Here is a 17706-nt window from a genome sequence, read left to right as displayed (position 1 = left end):
GTGTTAGGATGGCAGCATCCGGTCTCGCCCCCTGACCGAACTTGCAAGCGATGCACCATGTTCAACGCCCAGTACTTCCGTACCTTCATTACCCTGGTCGAAACCGGCAGCTTCACGCGGACTGCGCGTCACCTCGACATGACGCAGCCCGGCGTCAGCCAGCATGTGCGCAAGCTCGAGCAGTATCTCGACAAGCCGCTGCTGGAGCGGCAAGGGAGGCGCTTCACGCTTACCGAGGCTGGGCGGCGGGCCTATGACTATGGTCTGCGCCTGTTCGCCGAGCACGAGCAGTTCCGCCATTCGCTGGATGACGATGCGCTCGATACCGGTGAGTGTCGCATCGCTTCGCCGGGTAGTGTCGGCCTGATGTTCTACCCCTACATTCTTGGCCAACAGCAGATGTCGCCGGGACTGACGGTCAATTACAGCTTTGCCTTCAGTCATGAGATTGTCTCGGACGTGTTGGCCGGCCGCCACGACCTGGGCATCGTTACCGAGCCGATCCGCCATCCGGAGCTGGATTGCAGGCTCTGGCATCAGGAACCTCTGTGCCTGGTGGTGCCGGCCGATTTCGCAGGGACCACGTTGGCTGAGCTGATCGGCATCGGCTTCCTCAACTATTCCGATGGTATCAGCCATGCCGGGGCGCTGCTGCGCAGCAATTTCCCCGACGAGTTCCGCTCCATGAGCCAGTTCCGGCGCCAGGGCTTCACCAACGAGGTGGGCATGGTGCTGGACGCGGTAGCCCGTGGCCTCGGCTTCACCGTGGTGTCGCGGCTGGTGCTTGAAACCTCGCCTTGGCAGCGCCAGGTCAAGGAGCTCGACCTGCCGGTGACGGAGCACGAGACGCTGCATCTGGTCAGCCGTTCCGGCGCCAAGATACCGCGCCGCTATGAGCGGCTGCTGGAGGGCTTCCGCGAGCAGCGCATGCGCGAACGCTTCGGTTACGGTGAAGTCGCTTCGCCGTTGTAGCTGGCGTTCGGCAATGTGCCATGCAAACGGCCCGCCGATCGCTCGGCGGGCCGTTTCGTCTGCTGCGCTGTATCAGCGGTGACGGTTCAGTCGCGATACTCGTCGATGCTGGGGCAGGAGCAGATCAGCTGCCGGTCGCCGAAGACGTTGTCGACGCGATTGACCGCCGGCCAGTACTTGGCTGCCTTGACCGCTGCCGAGGGGAAAGCGCCGGTCTCGCGGGAGTAGGCGCGCTCCCAGGTCGGGTCCATCAGGTCGGCCAGGGTGTGCGGCGCGCTTACCAGCGGGTTGTCGTCGGCCGGCCACTCTCCACTTTCGACCCGGGCGATCTCTTCGCGAATGGCGATCATGGCGTCGCAGAAACGGTCGATCTCGTAGCGCGACTCCGACTCGGTGGGCTCCACCATCAGCGTACCGGGCACCGGGAACGACATGGTCGGGGCGTGGAAGCCGTAGTCCATCAAACGCTTGGCTATGTCTTCCTCGCTGATGCCCGAAGCCGCCTTGAGCGGGCGGATGTCGATAATGCACTCGTGGGCCACGGTGCCGTTGATGCCACGGTAGAGCACCGGGTAGTGCTCCTCCAGACGCTTGGCGACGTAGTTGGCGTTGAGGATGGCCAACTCGGTTGCCTGGCGCAGGCCGCGAGCACCCATCATCTTGATGTAGGCCCAGGAGATCGGCAGGATCGAGGCGCTGCCATAGGCTGCCGCGGAGACGGCGCCGCAGTGCTCCTTGACGCCTGCAATCGGTGTTACCACATGGTTGGAGACGTAGGGTGCCAAGTGCGCCTTGACGCCGATGGGGCCCATGCCCGGACCGCCGCCGCCATGGGGAATGCAGAAGGTCTTGTGCAGGTTGAGGTGCGAGACGTCACCACCGAAGTCGCCGGGGCGGGACAGGCCCACCTGGGCGTTCATGTTGGCACCGTCGATGTAGACCTGTCCGCCATGGCGATGAACGATGGCGCAGGCTTCACGGACCCCCTCCTCGAACACGCCGTGGGTGGAGGGGTAGGTGAGCATGATCGCGGAGAGCGCTTCGCTGTGCTGCTCGGCCTTGGTGCGCAGATCATCGAGGTCGATGTTGCCCATGCTGTCGCACTCGACCACCACCACCTTCATCTGCGCCATGGCGGCTGAAGCGGGGTTGGTACCATGGGCGGAGCTGGGGATCAGGCAGACATCGCGATGTCCCTCGCCCTGTGCCGCCTGGTAGCGGCGGATGGCCACCAGACCGGCGTATTCGCCCTGGGCGCCGGAGTTGGGCTGCATCGAGATGTGGTCGTAGCCGGTGATCTCGACCAGGAACGCCGCCAGCTCGTCGATCATCTGCTTGTAGCCGACGGCCTGCTCCTGGGGCACGAAGGGGTGCAGCTGGCCGAACTCGGGCCAGGTGATCGGGATCATCTCGCTGGTGGCGTTGAGCTTCATGGTGCACGAGCCCAGCGGAATCATCGCGTGGGTGAGCGAGAGGTCCTTGTTCTCCAGGCGCTTGAGGTAGCGCAGCATCTCGGTCTCGCTGCGGAAGCGCTTGAAGTTCGGGTGCGTCAGGAATTCGGTTTCGCGGCGGCTGGCAGCGGGTATGCCGCTGATACCCTCGGCGGCGATTCGCTCGTCCAGGGCCGTGACCGACAGGCCATGCTCGTCGTCGACCAGCACGTCGAACAGGGTATCGAGGTCGTGGGCGGTGGTGGTCTCGTCCAGGCTGACGCCGATATCGCCGTTGTCGAAGTAGCGCAGGTTGATCTCATGGGTCAGCGCTCGGCCGTGGATCTTGCCGGCGTCTACGCCAGTCAGGCGCAGGGTGTCGAACCAGCTGTCGTGCACCAGTGACACGCCCTTGGCCTTGAGACCTTCGGCGAGGATGGTGGTCAGGCGATGGATGCGGGTAGCGATCGTGGTAAGGCCTTCGGCACCATGGTAGACGGCGTAGAAGCCGGCGATATTGGCCAGCAGCGCCTGGGCGGTGCAGATGTTGGAAGTGGCCTTCTCGCGGCGGATGTGCTGCTCACGGGTCTGCATGGCCATGCGCAGCGCGGTGTTGCCGCGGGCATCCTTGGACACGCCGATGATGCGGCCGGGGATGGAGCGCTTGAGTTTGTCTGTAGTGGCGAAGTAGGCCGCATGGGGGCCGCCGTAGCCCATGGGCACACCGAAGCGCTGGGTGTTGCCGACGACGATGTCGGCGCCGAGCGTGCCCGGATCCTTGAGCAGCACCAGGCTCATGATGTCGGCGGCCACACAGGTCATCACATCCTTTGCGCGGGCGGTGGCCAGCAGCGGGGCCAGGTCGTGTACGCGGCCGCTCTCGCCGGGGTACTGCAGCAGGGCACCGAAGACGTCATGCTCGGCCAGACTCTCGGCCGGGCCGACGATCAGCTCGAAGCCGAAGTAGTGGGCGCGCGTGCGTACCACGTCCAGCGTTTGCGGCAACACGTCGTCGGCAACGAAGAAGGCATTGCTCTTCGATTTCTTGTTGGAGCGCTGGCACAGCGCCATGGCTTCGGCGGCGGCGGTGGCTTCGTCGAGCAGCGAAGCGTTGGCCAGCTCCATGCCGGTGAGGTCCATGACCATCTGCTGGAAGTTGAGCAGACCCTCCAGGCGGCCCTGCGCGATTTCCGGCTGATAGGGGGTATAAGCGGTATACCAGCCCGGGTTCTCCAGCACGTTGCGCTGGATCACTGCCGGCACGTGGGTGTTGTAGTACCCCTGGCCGATGTAGGTCTTGAACACCTTGTTCTGACGCGCCAGGCGCTTGAGGTAGTCGAGCGCCTCGGCTTCGCTGCGCGGCGGGTCGAGATCGAGTTCACGGCCCAGGCGAATGTCCGCCGGAATCGTACGTTCGACCAGTGTCTCGAGGCTGTCCATGTCGAGCGCCGCCAGCATGGCGGCTACATCTTCGGCCCCGGGGCCGTTGTGGCGGCGGATGAAGGCGTCATGATCGGCCAGTTCGGCCAGGCGGCGATTGTCGTTAACCATGGAGAACCCTGTGCTTGGATGTGAAGTGCCAGCGATTGGAAATACCCGGCCGCGTGGCCGGGAGCATCGCTGCGTCGTGATCAGGCGTCGCTGTCGACCACTGCCTGGTAGGCCTCTGCATCGAGCAGGGCTTCTACGGCGGCCGCGTTCTCGACGCGGACCTTCATGATCCAGCCACCCTCGTAGGGCGCCTCGTTGACGGTCTCGGGAGCGCTCTCGAGGGCTTCATTGACCTCGACAATCTCTCCGGCCAGCGGAGCGTAGAGGTCGGAGGCAGCCTTGACCGACTCGATCACGCCGAACTCTTCTCCTTTCTTCAGGGTGCGACCCACTTCCGGAAGCTCAACGAACACGACGTCTCCAAGTGCCTCCTGGGCGTGATCGGTGATGCCTATGGTGACGGTGCCGTCGCCGTTGTCCAGTACCCACTCGTGGCTATCGTTGTAGCGCAGGTTGGCAGGAATCGAGCTCATGATGATTTCCTATAAGAAAAAGGTTTTCTGACTGGGCGAATGCTAACGCCATTGACGGCGTTTGGCGAGCCCGAGGGCGGCCTCCGGTGCATGTGTGCCGGCTTTTGCCGCATCGATAGCGTGGCGCGCGGAGTGACAGGCGTCCAGTGCAACTTGCTTATGCTTGGGCAAGCCCGGCAGGTGGCCACGCCATTCGACACCCGCGGCACGGCTCACTAACCTGTGAGGCATGCTGATCGGCTGCGCCAGGGCGAATGGGGCGTGTCGCCAAGTTGAAAGTCGGCGGTGTTTTGACGTTTGTTTCCGATACGAAACACGCGCTAAGCTTGCGCAGGCAGCATACTGGCGAACGGAACGCAGCAGGCATTGCGACCGGGTGGTGCATTCTTGGCATTTTCCGCTATGGTACGCCGTCTCGTCGTGTAGATTTTTCGAGAATGTCCTTAAAAACAGTTCATACAACAGAGGGAAACGTTCGTGGAAACCTTGACAGCGATATTCAGCGCCATCAACGGGGTGGTCTGGGGGCCGTTGATGCTCATCCTGCTGCTGGGAGTGGGGCTCTACCTGCAGATCGGATTGAAACTGATGCCCATCCGCAAGTTGGGCACCGGCTTCAAGCTGATGTGGCAAGGTCGTGATGCCAAGCCGGCGCCGGGAGAAGCGAAGAAACCAGAGGACGAAGGTGAGATTTCACCTTTCAATGCCTTGATGACGGCACTGTCGGCCACCATCGGTACCGGCAATATTGCCGGCGTGGCCACGGCCATCGCCCTGGGTGGCCCTGGTGCGGTGTTCTGGATGTGGATCACGGCGCTCGTCGGCATGGCGACGAAGTTCGCCGAAGCGGTGCTCGCTGTGCGCTACCGCGAAACTGACAGCACCGGCTATCACGTCGGCGGGCCGATGTTCTATATCAAGAATGGCCTGGGCAGGAAGTGGCTGTGGCTTGGTGGCGCCTTCGCCTTCTTCGGCGCCGTGGCGGCGTTCGGCATCGGCAATACGGTGCAGTCCAACTCCGTGGCCGATGCCCTCGACTCGACCTTCGGCATTCCGCACTGGTTGACCGGCGTGGTGATCATGATCCTGGCGGGGGCCGTGATCCTGGGCGGTATCAAGCGTATCGCCAAGGTGGCCGGCAAACTGGTGCCGATCATGGGTATCGCCTATGTCGTGGCTGGCCTCGTGGTACTGGCCGTGAATGCAGGCCAGATCGCCGATGCCTTCGGCTTGATCTTCTACTATGCCTTCAATCCGCATGCGGCGATGGGGGGCTTTGCCGGTGCCGCCGTGATGGCCGCCATTCGCTTCGGTGTGGCACGCGGTATCTTTTCCAACGAGGCGGGCCTGGGTAGCGCACCGATTGCCCATGCGGCTGCCAAGACTCGCAACCCGGTGCGTCAGGGCATGATCGCCATGCTGGGTACTTTCATTGACACCATCATCATCTGCACCATCACCGCGTTGGTCATCCTGACCTCCACGGTGTGGGTGGACGGGGAGGCAGGGGCATCGCTGACGGCGCTCTCCTTCGATGCGGCGTTGCCCGGCTGGGGCAACCAGATCGTATCGCTGGCGCTGGCGATCTTTGCCTTCACCACCATCCTGGGCTGGTCGTTCTACGGTGAAAAGTGCTTCCAGTTCCTGTTCGGCACCCGCTCCATCATGCTCTACCGCGTGCTGTTCGTGCTGGCGATCCCCTTGGGGGCCATTGCTCAGCTCGGCTTCATCTGGCTGATGGCCGATACGTTCAATGCCTTGATGGCGATTCCCAACCTCATTGCGCTGGCGCTGCTGTCGCCGGTGGTGTTCAAGGTCACGCGCGATTATTTCGATGGCAAGGAAGTGTTGCCGGGCGAGGATCTCGATCACAACACTCGATCATAACGAGGGCTGACGGAAGCCTTGCGCGCAACGAGGCGCTCAACGTGGCGCCTCGTTTCACCCGGGCTCCGGCTGCTTAACACCACCTTCCGAGGAAAACCCATGAGTCAACTCAAGCGTACACCGCTGTACGACCTGCACCTCGAGCTAGGGGGCAAGATGGTGCCCTTTGCCAGCTATGAGATGCCGGTGCAGTTCCCTCTCGGCGTCAAGAAGGAGCACGAACACACCCGTGCCGCCTGCGGCCTGTTCGATGTTTCCCATATGGGCCAGATTCTGCTGCATGGCCCGCGTCCCGCTGAGGCGCTCGAGACACTGGTGTGCGCCGATATCGTTGACCTGCCCGAGGGCATGCAGCGCTATGCGCTGTTCACCGGCCAGCAGGGCGGTATCCTCGACGACCTGATGGTGGCCAATCCTGGTGGTGGGGTGCTCTACCTGGTAGTCAATGCCGCGTGCAAGGAGCAGGACGTGGCGCTGCTCGAAACGGGGCTCGTCGATGAGCACCGGGTCGAAGTACTGGAGCGCGGCCTGTTGGCCCTGCAGGGACCGAAGGCGGCTGAGGTCATGCGCCGTTTCTGTCCCGAAGCCTGCGAGATGGTGTTCATGCAGCATGGGCGTTTCGAGATCGATGGCGTGCCCGTATGGATTAGCCGCAGCGGCTACACCGGCGAAGACGGCTTCGAGATATCGGTGGCGGCAGAAGCGGCGGATGCGCTGGCCCGTCGCCTGCTTGCCGAGGAGGAGGTGGAGCCCATTGGTCTGGGCGCGCGGGATTCCTTGCGCCTGGAAGCTGGGTTGTGCCTCTACGGTCACGATATCGATACCGAGACCACACCGGTGGAGGCGGGGCTGGTGTGGGCCATCGGCAAGGCGCGTCGCCACGGCGGCCAACGCTCGGCCGGTTTCCCGGGCGCCGACCTTATTCTGCATCAGGTGGATGCCAAGGACCATCGTCGCAAGCGGATCGGCCTGCTGGGTGAAGGGCGTGCCCCGGTGCGTGAGGGAGCCGAGCTCTACAGTGCCGAAGATCGGCGCATCGGTGAAGTCACCTCCGGAGGTTTCGGGCCCAGTGTGGGCCAGCCAGTGGCGATGGGGTATGTCGACATCGAGCATGCCGAGATCGGCGCGACCGTCTATGCCGAGGTGCGTGGCAAGCGTCTGCCGATGGTGGTGAGCAAGATGCCGTTCGTAGCGCCGGGCTACCATCGCGGTTGATTGGGTTATACCGTTATCTTTCAAGTTGCAAGGCCACCGCATGAAAATGCGGTGGCCTTGTCTTTGCTGTCGTTAAATCGATGCTCAACGCATCAGTTCGGCTTGATCTTCCCAGTAGCGACCCATGCTGCGCTCCTCGGTCAGGTCGAAAAGCGTTTCTCGACGTGACAGCTGGGCGCCACCATCCCGCGTGAGCGGGCGCCATGCGAGTTGGGCGCGCTGGCGTGTGGAACGGACGAAGAAGGCATCCAGCGGTAACGAGAGGTAGATCCCCTTGTCGAAACTGCCTTCACCGAAGTCACTGCCGGCATCGGTAAACGTAGCCCAGCCGCCGAGGCGAACACCGGAATCGAATTCACGTGATATATCGAACGTGACGCCCAGGTCGCCGGCCAGGTAGCGGCCCACGCTGACCTTGGCCAGCACGTCCTCGTAGTCGGTCTGCCAGTAGCCGGTCAGGTGGCCCGTCCAGGTGCTGTAGTCGCGCATCTCGAAAAGTTGGTCGAATTCGCGCTGTTTGACCCAGTTGACGTCGAGGCCGAGTGCCACGTCGCCATTGAACGGCCGATAGAGCAATTCTCCACCTGCCCCTGCGAACATGGTTTCGAGAAGGCCACCATAGCCCATGGCGTACCAGTCGCCGCCCAGGTGGGCGGTATGGGTGTACTGCAGGTTGCTGATGCCGATGTCGGTCTCGGCCAGGTAGTCGCCAATGTGGGTGCGTACCCGTGGCAGGTCCGAGGGGCCGAGATAGCGGTACTTGTCGAGGTTGTCGGCCACCGTATAGGTGAGCGTACCCGAGAGCCAGTGTTGGGCTCCCAATCGGTATTGGCCGTCGAGGTTGGCCGAGAGCCGGTAGAGGTAGCCGTCGGGGCCGCCGAAGTTTTGTTCGAGCTGTGGCTCGAGGCTGTAGGAAAGCCCGCGAGAACTAGATTCATGCAGCACTTCGCCTTGGCTCGGGGAGAGCATGGCATGGGCATAGAGTCCGTGGCGATATGTTACGGCTTCATCACTGGACGAAGAGGCAGCGGTCAGTGCCTCACGCTCATGTACGCTCTCGCGCAGGGGCATGCCGCGCTCGTGCCAGCGGAAGCGGAAGGTCTCAACCTCGCCGCCGAGATGGTTGTGCAGCAGGCGTCCGGCCCGCTGCTCGCTCTCGGCCAGTGAGCGATAGCGCGTAGGTTCGCCTTCGACGATCACGTTCGATCCGTCCTGGCGGATCCGGTAGACACCAATGCCGGCATTTGCTTCGAGCTCACGACTGAGCCCGTTCCAATCGCTGGTGTGCTCGGCAGGGGCAGGGGCCAGGTCCACGGGGGGCGGGTCGCGCTTGACCTGTGACACGCTGGCTAGGTTGGTGGCAAAGCTGACCCCGAGCATGGCGGTATTGCCTCGTTGCCATCCGGCCTTGAGCTCGATGTTGTCCGTCAGCTGCAGGCGAGCGCCGAGGTTGATACGTGAATCCTGGTCCTGATGGTTGCGCTGCGGCTCATGCTGGTAGTTATTGCCTTCCACCTCCAGCTGCAGTACCAGGGGGTCCCATGGCGTCTGGTACTCGATGCCGCCAAAGAGCGCACTGCGCCCGCTGAACAAACTGCCGAGATTGACGCTGCCGCCGTCTCCTCCCGAGGTAAACCCGGAGCGCCGTTCGAAACGATCGTCGAGTTGGGCCAGGGGATTGGTGAAATCGGCATGGTTGCCCAGGTAGCCCCAGCCGATCCCCAGGGAAAAGTCGAAATTGTGCCAACGCTTGTTCGCAACCAGATACTCGCCGGAAAAGAGGCCGGTACCGCCGATGTCACGGGCGCCGACGGCTACCTGTGGCCAATAGCGATCCTCCTCGCGCAGCCTTATCTTGAAATCGACACCCTTGTCCAGGTTGTTACGGTCTCCCGTGGCAGCCAGGTAGCGCCTGTTTTCTACCTCGACGTAGCGAAAGCCGGTTTCCAGCCATTCGGTGGGCTGGAAGAACAGGCTATAGCGTCGGTAGGGCGCCGTGCGCGAGAGCGAGAATGCGAATCCTCCAAGCGGTGCCATGCGCGCGGTAGGGGTCTGCATCAGCCCCACGCCCCCGAAATCGCCCTGGCCGGAGCCAAGACGTGGCTGGCTCGGATCGGCGAGCGCCGGCGTGGCAGCGGCCATGGCGATGGCCAAGGTCAGCGGGGTGAGGCGTGACGGGCGAGGCTCGGAACGCTTCATGTCGCAGGCCCTTCCGAATCGGTTTGGCCTGCTTCAGGCAGAGCGATGGAATGGCAGGTATCGCCGGGTAGGCGGGTTGCCAGAAAGCCGGATAGGGCGCGATTGACCCAGTCTGCCTCCTGTACCGGTTCGGGAAGGACTAGCGCGACGCGACTGCCGGCAACCAAAGGGGAGTCGCCAGCGTTCCAGGCTGCCACACCGATTCGGCGGGGGGAGCTTTGAGGGGTGATCACCCACGCTTCCTCGGCGCTGGACCAGTGGGAGCCGGGCTGCTTGCGCAGCAGTTCCCGCAGACTCAGGCCAGGGCTCCAACGATGCCGGGACACGCCTCCGAAATGCCACAGTTCCACCCATTCGGGCACGTCGCAATGGCCAGCTTCGGCTAGCGTGGCCAGTAGGGGATCGTGCCGCGGCATGGCGAGCAGGGCGGCAAGGTCAGCCCTGGCCGCCGTGCGGCCCGGTGTCGACTGCAGCGCGGCGATAGCGTCCTGCCATTCGCTCAACCCGCGGGCGAGCTCGGTGTGGCCGTCAAGGGAGTACCAGTTGATCAGTGTCGCCAGCTCTTCCTGCAGGCGTCGGGCCTGGCGCTGCTGGGGCTCTTGCTGCCGTTCGAGCAGGTAGTAGGTGTAGGCGGGTGGCTCGGGCAACGCCGGCTGCTCGAGCCACAGGTCGGAAAGCCGCAGGGCATCGGCCTGGCCGTTCAAGGGCAGGGTCAGTAGCGCACCCAGACAAGCTGCCAGCCAGCGGCTGGCACGGGGGGGGGAACGTCGGGTCATTCTCGCTCTCTTTGTCACGACGATGGCGCGCCGTCGGGCAGGGTAGCCTGCTCGTCGCCGCGCCCGGTGTCCTCGGCATCGCTCCACCAGGGTCTCGCCACCTGCCAACGCAGGCGGGGACCGTCCGGCCAGAGCGCCATGTCACCCCCCCAGATCCGCAGGCTGCCCGGCTCTCGCCAATACACCCCACGGCTATGCGTATTACTGCTTTCCCAGTCGAGTCGCTCGGTACAGCGCTCCAGGGCCAGTCGGGTCAGAGGGAGCTCGACGGACTGGGCCGACTCGCATGAGAGTCTTGCCGTTGCCACGTCCTGCCATTCCTGACCGCTGGCGTCCCGCCAGTGTACGTGTACTCGGTAGTGCCCTGAACTCGAATCGGCCGAGAGCCAGCGCCCCAACAGGATTTCTTCGAAGCCGGCCGTACTCGCGGGTACGCCGTCGCGCAGGTGCAAGGTGGCGCGATCGCCGGCCTGCCAGTATGTATCACGCCCCTTTTCCCCGGTGCGATGTGCCATGACGAGCAGAGCGCGATTTCCCTGATTCCGCGCCACCAGCGATGCGTAGGGCAAGGCTTCGGCCTGTGCCGCCAGATCCTCCCTGTGACGATCGCCCATCAGCGTGGCGCCCATGGGAGTCAACTGACCGCCCTGCGCACAGGCCGTCAGACCTGCGACCAGGCTTCCCAGCAGCATCAAGCGAAACAGGACCGCCTTGCGGCGGCCCTGGGTCGGCACACGTATCTTGCTGCACCGTCTGTTGCGGCTCATCAGCGCGTCCCGGTGCCGGTACCTGTACCTGTTCCGGTACCCGTGCCAGTAGCACCGATCGCCACGCCAATGCCGGCTGCGCCACGGTTCACGGCGCCGGCCAGAGCCTGGCCGGAATTACCCGGGGCGCCACCTCCAGCTCCGACGCCAGTGGCGAGTCCGCCGCTGGACACCGCGCCTGGCGCGGGCGTGTTGGCTGAATTGCCAGGAGCGCCTGGCGTGCCCTGGGGCAGCGTTGCCTGCTGCGCTAGCGCGACTGGGGCGAGGCCCAGCAGGGCCACCCCAGCCAGGGCGACGATGTGTCGCCGCAGTTTCCTGGGACCACGTTTCATGGGATCAAGCATATCGATATAGCTCCTCTGTTGCGCCGGCCACTGCCGACGGGACGAATAGCCGGATAGTGCACCCTGCTCTTGATAGTGAGTGCCGGATGACTATCTGGCCGACCTGCCGTGGGCAGGCAATTCGGGCTGGCTCATCCCATAGAATCGCCCCCGTGACGTTTTAATGTCATGGGGGTGACGGTTCGGACGCTGAATTGATACCCTAGTTTTAGATAAGTGAAAAGAAACTTATCTTATTGTAGGTTTTCTATGTGTATATTAAGGTAAAAAAATGTATAAAATCAAATAAAGGGTAGTGACAAGCCAAGAAAAAGGATTATTCTAGCCCCGTTCGCTTGGTGCCTTGCATGGAGGTAAAGGCTCCCTGTCTCAGTCGATTCCTTGAGTTTGCGTCGTGCCGCGGTTTATGCCGTGGGTCATTTTGTGCCTTGTTGATCAAGGTGTTGCGCATGGTTTCGGGGAATTCCATCTAACCTCGTGGCGGTAGCGTGTCTAACGGCAGAGGTTATATCGATAAATATAGAGCGATTGGCAAAGAAGATTTCGGTCGAGGTTGGAAGATGCTGGGTGTCTAAATAGAGCGACAGTTTAAACTAGTCGGCGTCGCTAAACGACAACAGCAGTGTCTTAATGGAGTGTCATGGTGAGAAACGTGTATGACATTGGTGTTAATTATTCGTTTCTGCTCGTGTCACTAAGTGGCGACATGCGGTGAATAATAAAAGCGACATGGAATGATTGCTTGAAGCGACAGGGTAAAGGTAATAATGACCACGCGAGTGAAAGTCGAATGAACCACTATTTCCTGCGACCCCGAGTGCGTGCGCTTTTCATTTTCGGGCTTTTCGCCCTGAGTGGATGTGCCTTTGCCCCTGGCGGGCATATCGACTATCGGGCCGACTCCGCCCCTATCGACGACCTCGTCGACATCGAGCCCATTACCTTTGGCCTGGTGCGTAGCCAGCGCCAAGAGATGCGGGGGCCGGAGGATATCGGCAAGATCAGTGAGACGCTGCGCGAAGATATCAGGGGCTATGAGTACTACATCGGCAAGGGCGACGTCCTCAGCGTCATCGTCTACGGCCATCCGGAGTTGACGATTCCCGCCGGCGCGGAGCGTAGCGCCGCGGAGTCGGGCAACGCCGTGCACAGTGATGGCACCATTTTCTACCCCTTCATTGGCCGCATTCCCGTCGAAGGGAAAACGGTACGCGAGGTGCGCGAGATCATCGCCCGTGGCTTGGAGCCCTACGTGGCCATGCCGCAGGTCGAAGTCCAGGTTGCCCAGTACAACTCACAGAAGGTGAACGTCACTGGTGCCGTCCAGGACCCCGGTCCGCTGCCGATCCGCAATTTGCCGCTGAGCGTGCTCGATGCCATCAACCTGTCGGGTGGCCTGGCGGATCACGCCAACTGGCACGACGTCCTGCTGACTCGCGATGGAGAAGAAGTCCGCTTGTCCCTGCACGAGATGCTCAACGATGGGCGCCTCGACCAGAACATGCTGCTCCGCGCTGGCGACGTGCTGCACGTGCCCGATAACACTAACCAGAAAGTCTACGTCATGGGCGAGGTGCGCGAACCCAGGAGCTTGCCGATGGGGGCGAGCCGGCTGACGCTGACCGATGCGCTTTCCGAAGCCGGGGGCATCAACGAAGGCAATGCCAATGCGTCGGGCATCTTCGTCATTCGTCGGGCACCGGAGGACAGCGACAAGCTCGCCACGGTCTACCAGCTCGATGCACGCAACGCTACGGCGTTGATGCTGGGGGCAGAGTTCACCTTGCAGCCGACCGATGTGATCTATGTCACTACCACGCCGCTGGGTCGCTGGAACCGTGTGGTACGCCAGATCCTGCCCACTGTCAGCAGCATCTACCAGACCACGCGTACCGGGCGTGAGCTGGAACGCATCGGCGAGTAGGGGAAGACGATGTTTCGAGACGTTCTCGTGGTGTGCACCGGCAACATCTGTCGCAGCCCGGTCGGAGAGGCACTGCTCAAGCAGGCGCTGCCCAGCCACCGCATCAGTTCGGCGGGCCTGGGAGCCTTGGTCGGTCACTGTGCAGACCCTACCGCGGCGCGGCTGGCCGAAGCCGATGGACTCGATCTTTCCCGGCATCGTGCACGCCAAGTCGACGCCGAGATGGTCAGGCAGGCTGACCTGATTCTGGTGATGAGCGAGGGTCAGCGCCTTTCCCTCGCCGAACGCTTTCCCTTTGCCACCGGCAAGACCATGTGCTTCGGACGCTGGCTGTCGAGTGACGCGGGCAACGGGGTAGACATCCCCGACCCCTATCGCAGGAACGAAGAGGTCTTTGTACGCGTGCATCTTCAGCTCACCGAAGCGGCGCGGCTGTGGCAGGCACGCCTCGGTAGCTAGCGGGGCTGACGCGAACGACCACCTTTTCACGCCAGGACCTTATCAATGGTGAAAGAGATCAAGACGGGCTCGCGCCCGGGCAGTGACGATATCGATCTGGGCAGGCTGTTCGGCGTCCTGCTGGACAACAAGTGGCTGATCATGTTGGTGACGGCGATCTTTGCCGTGGCCGCCATAGTCCATGTGCAGCTAGCCACGCCGATCTATCGTGCCGATGCCCTTGTACAGGTGGAAGGCAAGACCGGTCTGAGTAATCCGCTTGCCGAAGTGCGCTCCATTCTCGGTGAGGAGCCCAAGGCCGAGGCCGAGCTGGAGATCCTGCGTTCACGCATGGTGCTCGGTCAGGCCGTGGACCAGGAACGCCTCGACATCGTGGTGACCCCGACCCGTCTTGCTTTCGTTGGAGATTACCTGGTCCGTCGCGGTATGGGGCGGCCCGGTTTTGCCGAGCGAAGCGTATGGGCAGGGGAGTTCCTCAATGTGGGCGAGCTGCGCGTCGATCACGAATGGCTGGGGCGCGCAATGCGCCTGGTCGCCGGTGAGCCTGGCAGCTATCGGCTCTATCACGGCGAAGAGTTGCTCGGCGAGGGGCGTGTCGGTACCACGGAGAGCTTCGATGAGGGCCGGGTCGAGCTGCGCGTGGCCGAGCTGGAAGCCGGTGAGGGTGCTGAGTTCACCGTGGTGCGCCGTACCCGCCTGGCCGCCATCAACAACCTGCGTTCACGCTTCAGTGTCGGCCAGCGTGGCCGTGACAGCGGCGTGTTCAACATGACGCTGACCGACGAAGACCCGCGTCGCGCCGAACGCACCTTGAGCGTCATCTCACAGATCTACCTGACCCAGAACGTCGAACGCCAGAGCGCCGAGGCGGAGCAGAGTCTTAAATTCCTCGAGGAGCAGGTGCCAGAGGTGCGTACCGAGCTGGCTGCCGCCGAGGACGCTCTCAATGCCTTTCGCATGGAGCACGAGAGTCTCGATCTCAGCCTCGAAACACGCTCGGTACTGGATCGGGTCGTTGACCTCGATACCCAGCTCGGCGCGCTTGAGATGGAGCAGGCCGAGCTGAGCCAGCGCTATAACTCCTCGCACCCGCTCTATGCCGCCTTGATGGAGAAGCGCAACAACCTGGAGCGCGATCGCGAGCGGCTCAACGAGCGTATCCACGGGCTGCCGGAGACCCAGCAGCAGATCCTGCGCATGTCGCGCGACGTGGAGGTGACCCAGCAGGTCTACGTGCAACTGCTCAACAAGATCCAGGAGATGAGCATTACCAAGGCCAGTACCGTGGGCAACGTGCGCATTCTTGACGATGCCGTGGCCCAGCCGGGACCTGTGGAGCCGCGCAAGCCGGTTACCGTAGCCATGCTGACCCTGGTCGGCGCGTTCCTCGCGGTTGCCTTCGTGCTGGTTCGCAGCATCTTCAACCGCGGCGTGGAGAGTGCGGAGCAGATCGAGGATCTGGGTTTGCCGGTCTATGCCACCGTGCCGCTCTCCGAGGACCAGCAGAAGCTGCTGCGGCGGGTCAAGCGCGACAACCGTCGGCGCGGCCGAGATGTCGCCTGTGGGGTGCTGGCCCAGAACGCGCCCGACGATACGGCCGTCGAGGCCCTGCGTGGTCTACGTACGTCGCTGCACTTCGCCATGCTGGAGGCCAAGGACAACCGGTTGATGATCACCGGGCCGAGCCCGAACATCGGCAAGAGCTTCATCAGTGTCAACCTAGGGGCGGTCATCGCCCAGAGCGGCCAGCGCGTCCTGGTTCTGGATGCCGACATGCGCAAGGGGCACGTCCATACCGCCTTCAACGCCGACAGCAAGGGTGGCCTTTCCGAGGTGCTGGCCAACAAGGCTGGGCTGGAGGAGGTGGTCCGGCAGTCACCGATCAATGGGCTCAGCTATGTGGCCCGCGGCAAGGCACCTCCCAACCCTGCCGAATTGCTGATGAGCGAGCGCTTCACGCGGCTGCTCGATGAACTGAGCGAGCGCTTCGATCTGGTGATCGTCGATACGCCGCCGATCCTGGCCGTGACCGATGCTGCCGTCATCGGCCACCACTGCGGTACCACGCTGATGGTGGCCCGATTCGGCCTCAATCCGCCACGTGAGGTAGATGTCGCCATCCACCGCCTCGAGACCAGTGGTGTGACGGTCAAGGGTGCCATCCTCAACGCCATCGAGCGCAAGGCCGCCACCAGCTACGGCTACGGCTATTACCACTATGCCTACAAGACCACCCAGACCTGAGCGCTGCCTACGCAGGTGAGTGCTGTCCGTGCCTGCCTGGGCAGGCCGTTCCCTGGCGTGAGGCCATCGGGCCGCAACTGGCTTTGCGGCCGGGCCGAGCGCCGATCACTACCACTCGAAAACCATGGATGCGTCATGACCACTATCAAAGATCGTCTGATTGGCCGGCTCGAGCGCAAGGAAGCCGTGATCGGGATCGTCGGGCTTGGCTATGTAGGGCTGCCCCTGATGCTGCGCTATAACGAGATCGGTTACCGCGTACTCGGCATCGACATCGATGCCGGTAAGGTCGAGAAACTCAATGCCGGGCGCAGCTACATCGAGCACATTCCGGCCGAGAAGGTCGCCCAGGCGAGGGACTCCGGCTTCGAAGCCACGACTGACTTCTCTCGTGTAGCTGAGGCGGATGCGCTGATCCTGTGCGTGCCCACGCCGCTCAACAAGTACCGTGAACCCGATATCAGCTTCGTCATTGGCACCGTCGATGCGCTCAAGGCCCATCTGCGCGAAGGCCAGGTGATCTCGCTGGAGAGCACCACCTATCCCGGTACCACCGAGGAGGAGTTGCTGCCGCGTGTCGAGGAGGGCGGGCTGAAGGTCGGTGACGAGCTGTTCCTGATCTACTCGCCGGAGCGCGAGGATCCGGGCAACCCCGATTTCGAGACCCGTACCATTCCCAAGGTGGTCGGTGGCCATACGCCGGCGTGTCGGGAAGTGGGCGTGGCGCTTTATCGTCCGGCCATCGATCAGGTCGTGCCGCTGAGCTCGACCCGAGCCGCCGAGATGACCAAGCTGCTCGAGAACATCCATCGCGCAGTGAACATCGGTCTGGTCAACGAGATGAAGATCGTTGCCGACCGTATGGGCATCGACATCTTCGAGGTGGTCGATGCCGCCGCCACCAAGCCGTTCGGTTTCACGCCTTACTATCCCGGCCCGGGGCTGGGTGGCCACTGCATACCCATCGACCCCTTCTATCTGACCTGGAAAGCCCGTGAGTACGGTCTGCACACCCGCTTCATCGAGCTTTCCGGCGAGATCAACCAGGCCATGCCCGACTACGTGGTCGCCAAGCTGATCGAGGGGCTCAACCAACGTGGCCTCGCCCTCAAGGGCAGCCGGGTGCTGGTGCTCGGTATCGCCTACAAGAAGAACGTCGATGACATGCGTGAATCACCCTCGGTGTTCATCATGGAACGCATCCGCGACCGCGGTGCCGAGGTGGCCTACAGCGACCCCCACGTACCGTCATTCCCGACGATGCGCGAACACCACTTCGACCTGGAGAGCGTCCCGCTTTCACCCTCCACTCTGGCCGAATACGACGCCGTGATACTCGCCACCGATCATGATCGCTTCGACTACGACATGATCCGCGCCCATGCCCGACTGATCGTCGACACTCGTGGCATCTATCGCGGCGAGAGTAACGAGCAGGTCATCAAGGCTTGATATCCATGCCGAA

The 17706-nt window shown here is 62.8% G+C and carries 13 protein-coding genes; 7 read left to right on the top strand and 6 right to left on the bottom strand.

Translation table 11 applies throughout. The annotated features are described in order from the left end of the window. Positions 1 to 57: 57 nt before the first annotated feature. The gene (locus SPH52_RS07490; RefSeq protein WP_411794379.1) at positions 58 to 972 is read left to right on the top strand and encodes a LysR family transcriptional regulator; all 915 of its coding nucleotides are present in this window, start codon (positions 58 to 60) and stop codon (positions 970 to 972) included. 86 nt (positions 973 to 1058) lie between these two features. Here SPH52_RS07490 and gcvP read toward each other — a convergent pair whose 3' ends face one another. Then, positions 1059 to 3953, bottom strand: coding sequence for an aminomethyl-transferring glycine dehydrogenase (gene gcvP / locus SPH52_RS07485; RefSeq protein ID WP_411794378.1), 2895 nt, complete (start codon positions 3951 to 3953; stop codon positions 1059 to 1061). A gap of 80 nt (positions 3954 to 4033) precedes the next feature. Then, positions 4034 to 4426: a glycine cleavage system protein GcvH gene (gene gcvH / locus SPH52_RS07480; protein WP_411794377.1), complete on the bottom strand. Its 393-nt coding sequence runs from the start codon at positions 4424 to 4426 to the stop codon at positions 4034 to 4036. Positions 4427 to 4903: 477 nt separating this feature from the next. Here gcvH and SPH52_RS07475 point away from each other — a divergent pair, with 477 nt between their 5' ends. Both SPH52_RS07475 and gcvT read left to right on the top strand, forming a co-directional pair. Beyond that, complete coding sequence (locus tag SPH52_RS07475) at positions 4904 to 6313, top strand: alanine/glycine:cation symporter family protein (RefSeq protein ID WP_411794376.1); 1410 nt, start codon at positions 4904 to 4906, stop codon at positions 6311 to 6313. Positions 6314 to 6412: 99 nt separating this feature from the next. Further along, positions 6413 to 7528: a glycine cleavage system aminomethyltransferase GcvT gene (gcvT, locus tag SPH52_RS07470; RefSeq protein WP_411794375.1), complete on the top strand. Its 1116-nt coding sequence runs from the start codon at positions 6413 to 6415 to the stop codon at positions 7526 to 7528. Between the two features lie 84 nt (positions 7529 to 7612). Here gcvT and SPH52_RS07465 read toward each other — a convergent pair whose 3' ends face one another. From SPH52_RS07465 to SPH52_RS07450, 4 genes are read right to left on the bottom strand one after another with little or no spacing between them, the layout of a single operon-like run. Beyond that, positions 7613 to 9727 carry a YjbH domain-containing protein gene (locus SPH52_RS07465; RefSeq protein WP_411794374.1) on the bottom strand — a complete coding sequence of 705 codons (2115 nt, stop codon included), beginning with the start codon at positions 9725 to 9727 and terminating at the stop codon, positions 7613 to 7615. After that, positions 9724 to 10503, bottom strand: coding sequence for a hypothetical protein (locus SPH52_RS07460; RefSeq protein WP_411794373.1), 780 nt, complete (start codon positions 10501 to 10503; stop codon positions 9724 to 9726). Before SPH52_RS07460 ends, SPH52_RS07465 begins: the two co-directional genes overlap by 4 nt. Positions 10504 to 10517: 14 nt before the next feature. Continuing rightward, entirely contained in the window at positions 10518 to 11270 is a 753-nt protein-coding gene (locus SPH52_RS07455; RefSeq protein ID WP_411794372.1) for a YjbF family lipoprotein, read from the bottom strand. Continuing rightward, positions 11270 to 11614 carry a hypothetical protein gene (locus tag SPH52_RS07450; protein WP_411794371.1) on the bottom strand — a complete coding sequence of 115 codons (345 nt, stop codon included), beginning with the start codon at positions 11612 to 11614 and terminating at the stop codon, positions 11270 to 11272. The genes SPH52_RS07455 and SPH52_RS07450 overlap by 1 nt, the downstream gene beginning before the upstream one ends. A gap of 790 nt (positions 11615 to 12404) precedes the next feature. Between SPH52_RS07450 and SPH52_RS07445 the strand changes: the two genes are divergently transcribed. From SPH52_RS07445 to SPH52_RS07430, 4 genes are all read left to right on the top strand, one after another. Beyond that, complete coding sequence (locus tag SPH52_RS07445) at positions 12405 to 13538, top strand: polysaccharide export protein (RefSeq protein ID WP_411794370.1); 1134 nt, start codon at positions 12405 to 12407, stop codon at positions 13536 to 13538. Positions 13539 to 13547: 9 nt separating this feature from the next. Further along, the gene (locus SPH52_RS07440; protein ID WP_411794369.1) at positions 13548 to 13997 is read left to right on the top strand and encodes a low molecular weight protein-tyrosine-phosphatase; all 450 of its coding nucleotides are present in this window, start codon (positions 13548 to 13550) and stop codon (positions 13995 to 13997) included. Positions 13998 to 14042: 45 nt separating this feature from the next. Beyond that, positions 14043 to 16241, top strand: a complete 2199-nt coding sequence (locus tag SPH52_RS07435) for a polysaccharide biosynthesis tyrosine autokinase (RefSeq protein ID WP_411794368.1) — start codon at positions 14043 to 14045, stop codon at positions 16239 to 16241. 135 nt (positions 16242 to 16376) lie between these two features. Further along, a complete protein-coding gene (locus SPH52_RS07430; protein WP_411794367.1) occupies positions 16377 to 17693 on the top strand; it encodes a nucleotide sugar dehydrogenase in 1317 nt (438 codons plus the stop codon). Positions 17694 to 17706: the final 13 nt, after the last annotated feature.

It is taken from the genome of Halomonas sp. A29 (genome assembly GCF_046723295.1).
Classification (GTDB): Bacteria; Pseudomonadota; Gammaproteobacteria; order Pseudomonadales; family Halomonadaceae; genus Halomonas.
This window is presented reverse-complemented; position numbering and strand designations above follow the sequence as displayed.

Excerpts from the sequence above, each read along its gene's own strand:
- SPH52_RS07435 (WP_411794368.1), top strand. The coding sequence starts at position 14,043 with ATGGTGAAAGAGATCAAGACGGGCTCGCGCCCGGGCAGTGACGATATC.
- SPH52_RS07450 (WP_411794371.1), bottom strand. The coding sequence starts at position 11,614 with ATGCTTGATCCCATGAAACGTGGTCCCAGGAAACTGCGGCGACACATC.
- gcvT (WP_411794375.1), top strand. The coding sequence starts at position 6,413 with ATGAGTCAACTCAAGCGTACACCGCTGTACGACCTGCACCTCGAGCTA.
- SPH52_RS07440 (WP_411794369.1), top strand. The coding sequence starts at position 13,548 with ATGTTTCGAGACGTTCTCGTGGTGTGCACCGGCAACATCTGTCGCAGC.
- gcvP (WP_411794378.1), bottom strand. The coding sequence starts at position 3,953 with ATGGTTAACGACAATCGCCGCCTGGCCGAACTGGCCGATCATGACGCC.
- gcvH (WP_411794377.1), bottom strand. The coding sequence starts at position 4,426 with ATGAGCTCGATTCCTGCCAACCTGCGCTACAACGATAGCCACGAGTGG.
- SPH52_RS07465 (WP_411794374.1), bottom strand. The coding sequence starts at position 9,727 with ATGAAGCGTTCCGAGCCTCGCCCGTCACGCCTCACCCCGCTGACCTTG.
- SPH52_RS07490 (WP_411794379.1), top strand. The coding sequence starts at position 58 with ATGTTCAACGCCCAGTACTTCCGTACCTTCATTACCCTGGTCGAAACC.
- SPH52_RS07460 (WP_411794373.1), bottom strand. The coding sequence starts at position 10,503 with ATGACCCGACGTTCCCCCCCCCGTGCCAGCCGCTGGCTGGCAGCTTGT.
- SPH52_RS07445 (WP_411794370.1), top strand. The coding sequence starts at position 12,405 with ATGAACCACTATTTCCTGCGACCCCGAGTGCGTGCGCTTTTCATTTTC.
- SPH52_RS07455 (WP_411794372.1), bottom strand. The coding sequence starts at position 11,270 with ATGAGCCGCAACAGACGGTGCAGCAAGATACGTGTGCCGACCCAGGGC.
- SPH52_RS07430 (WP_411794367.1), top strand. The coding sequence starts at position 16,377 with ATGACCACTATCAAAGATCGTCTGATTGGCCGGCTCGAGCGCAAGGAA.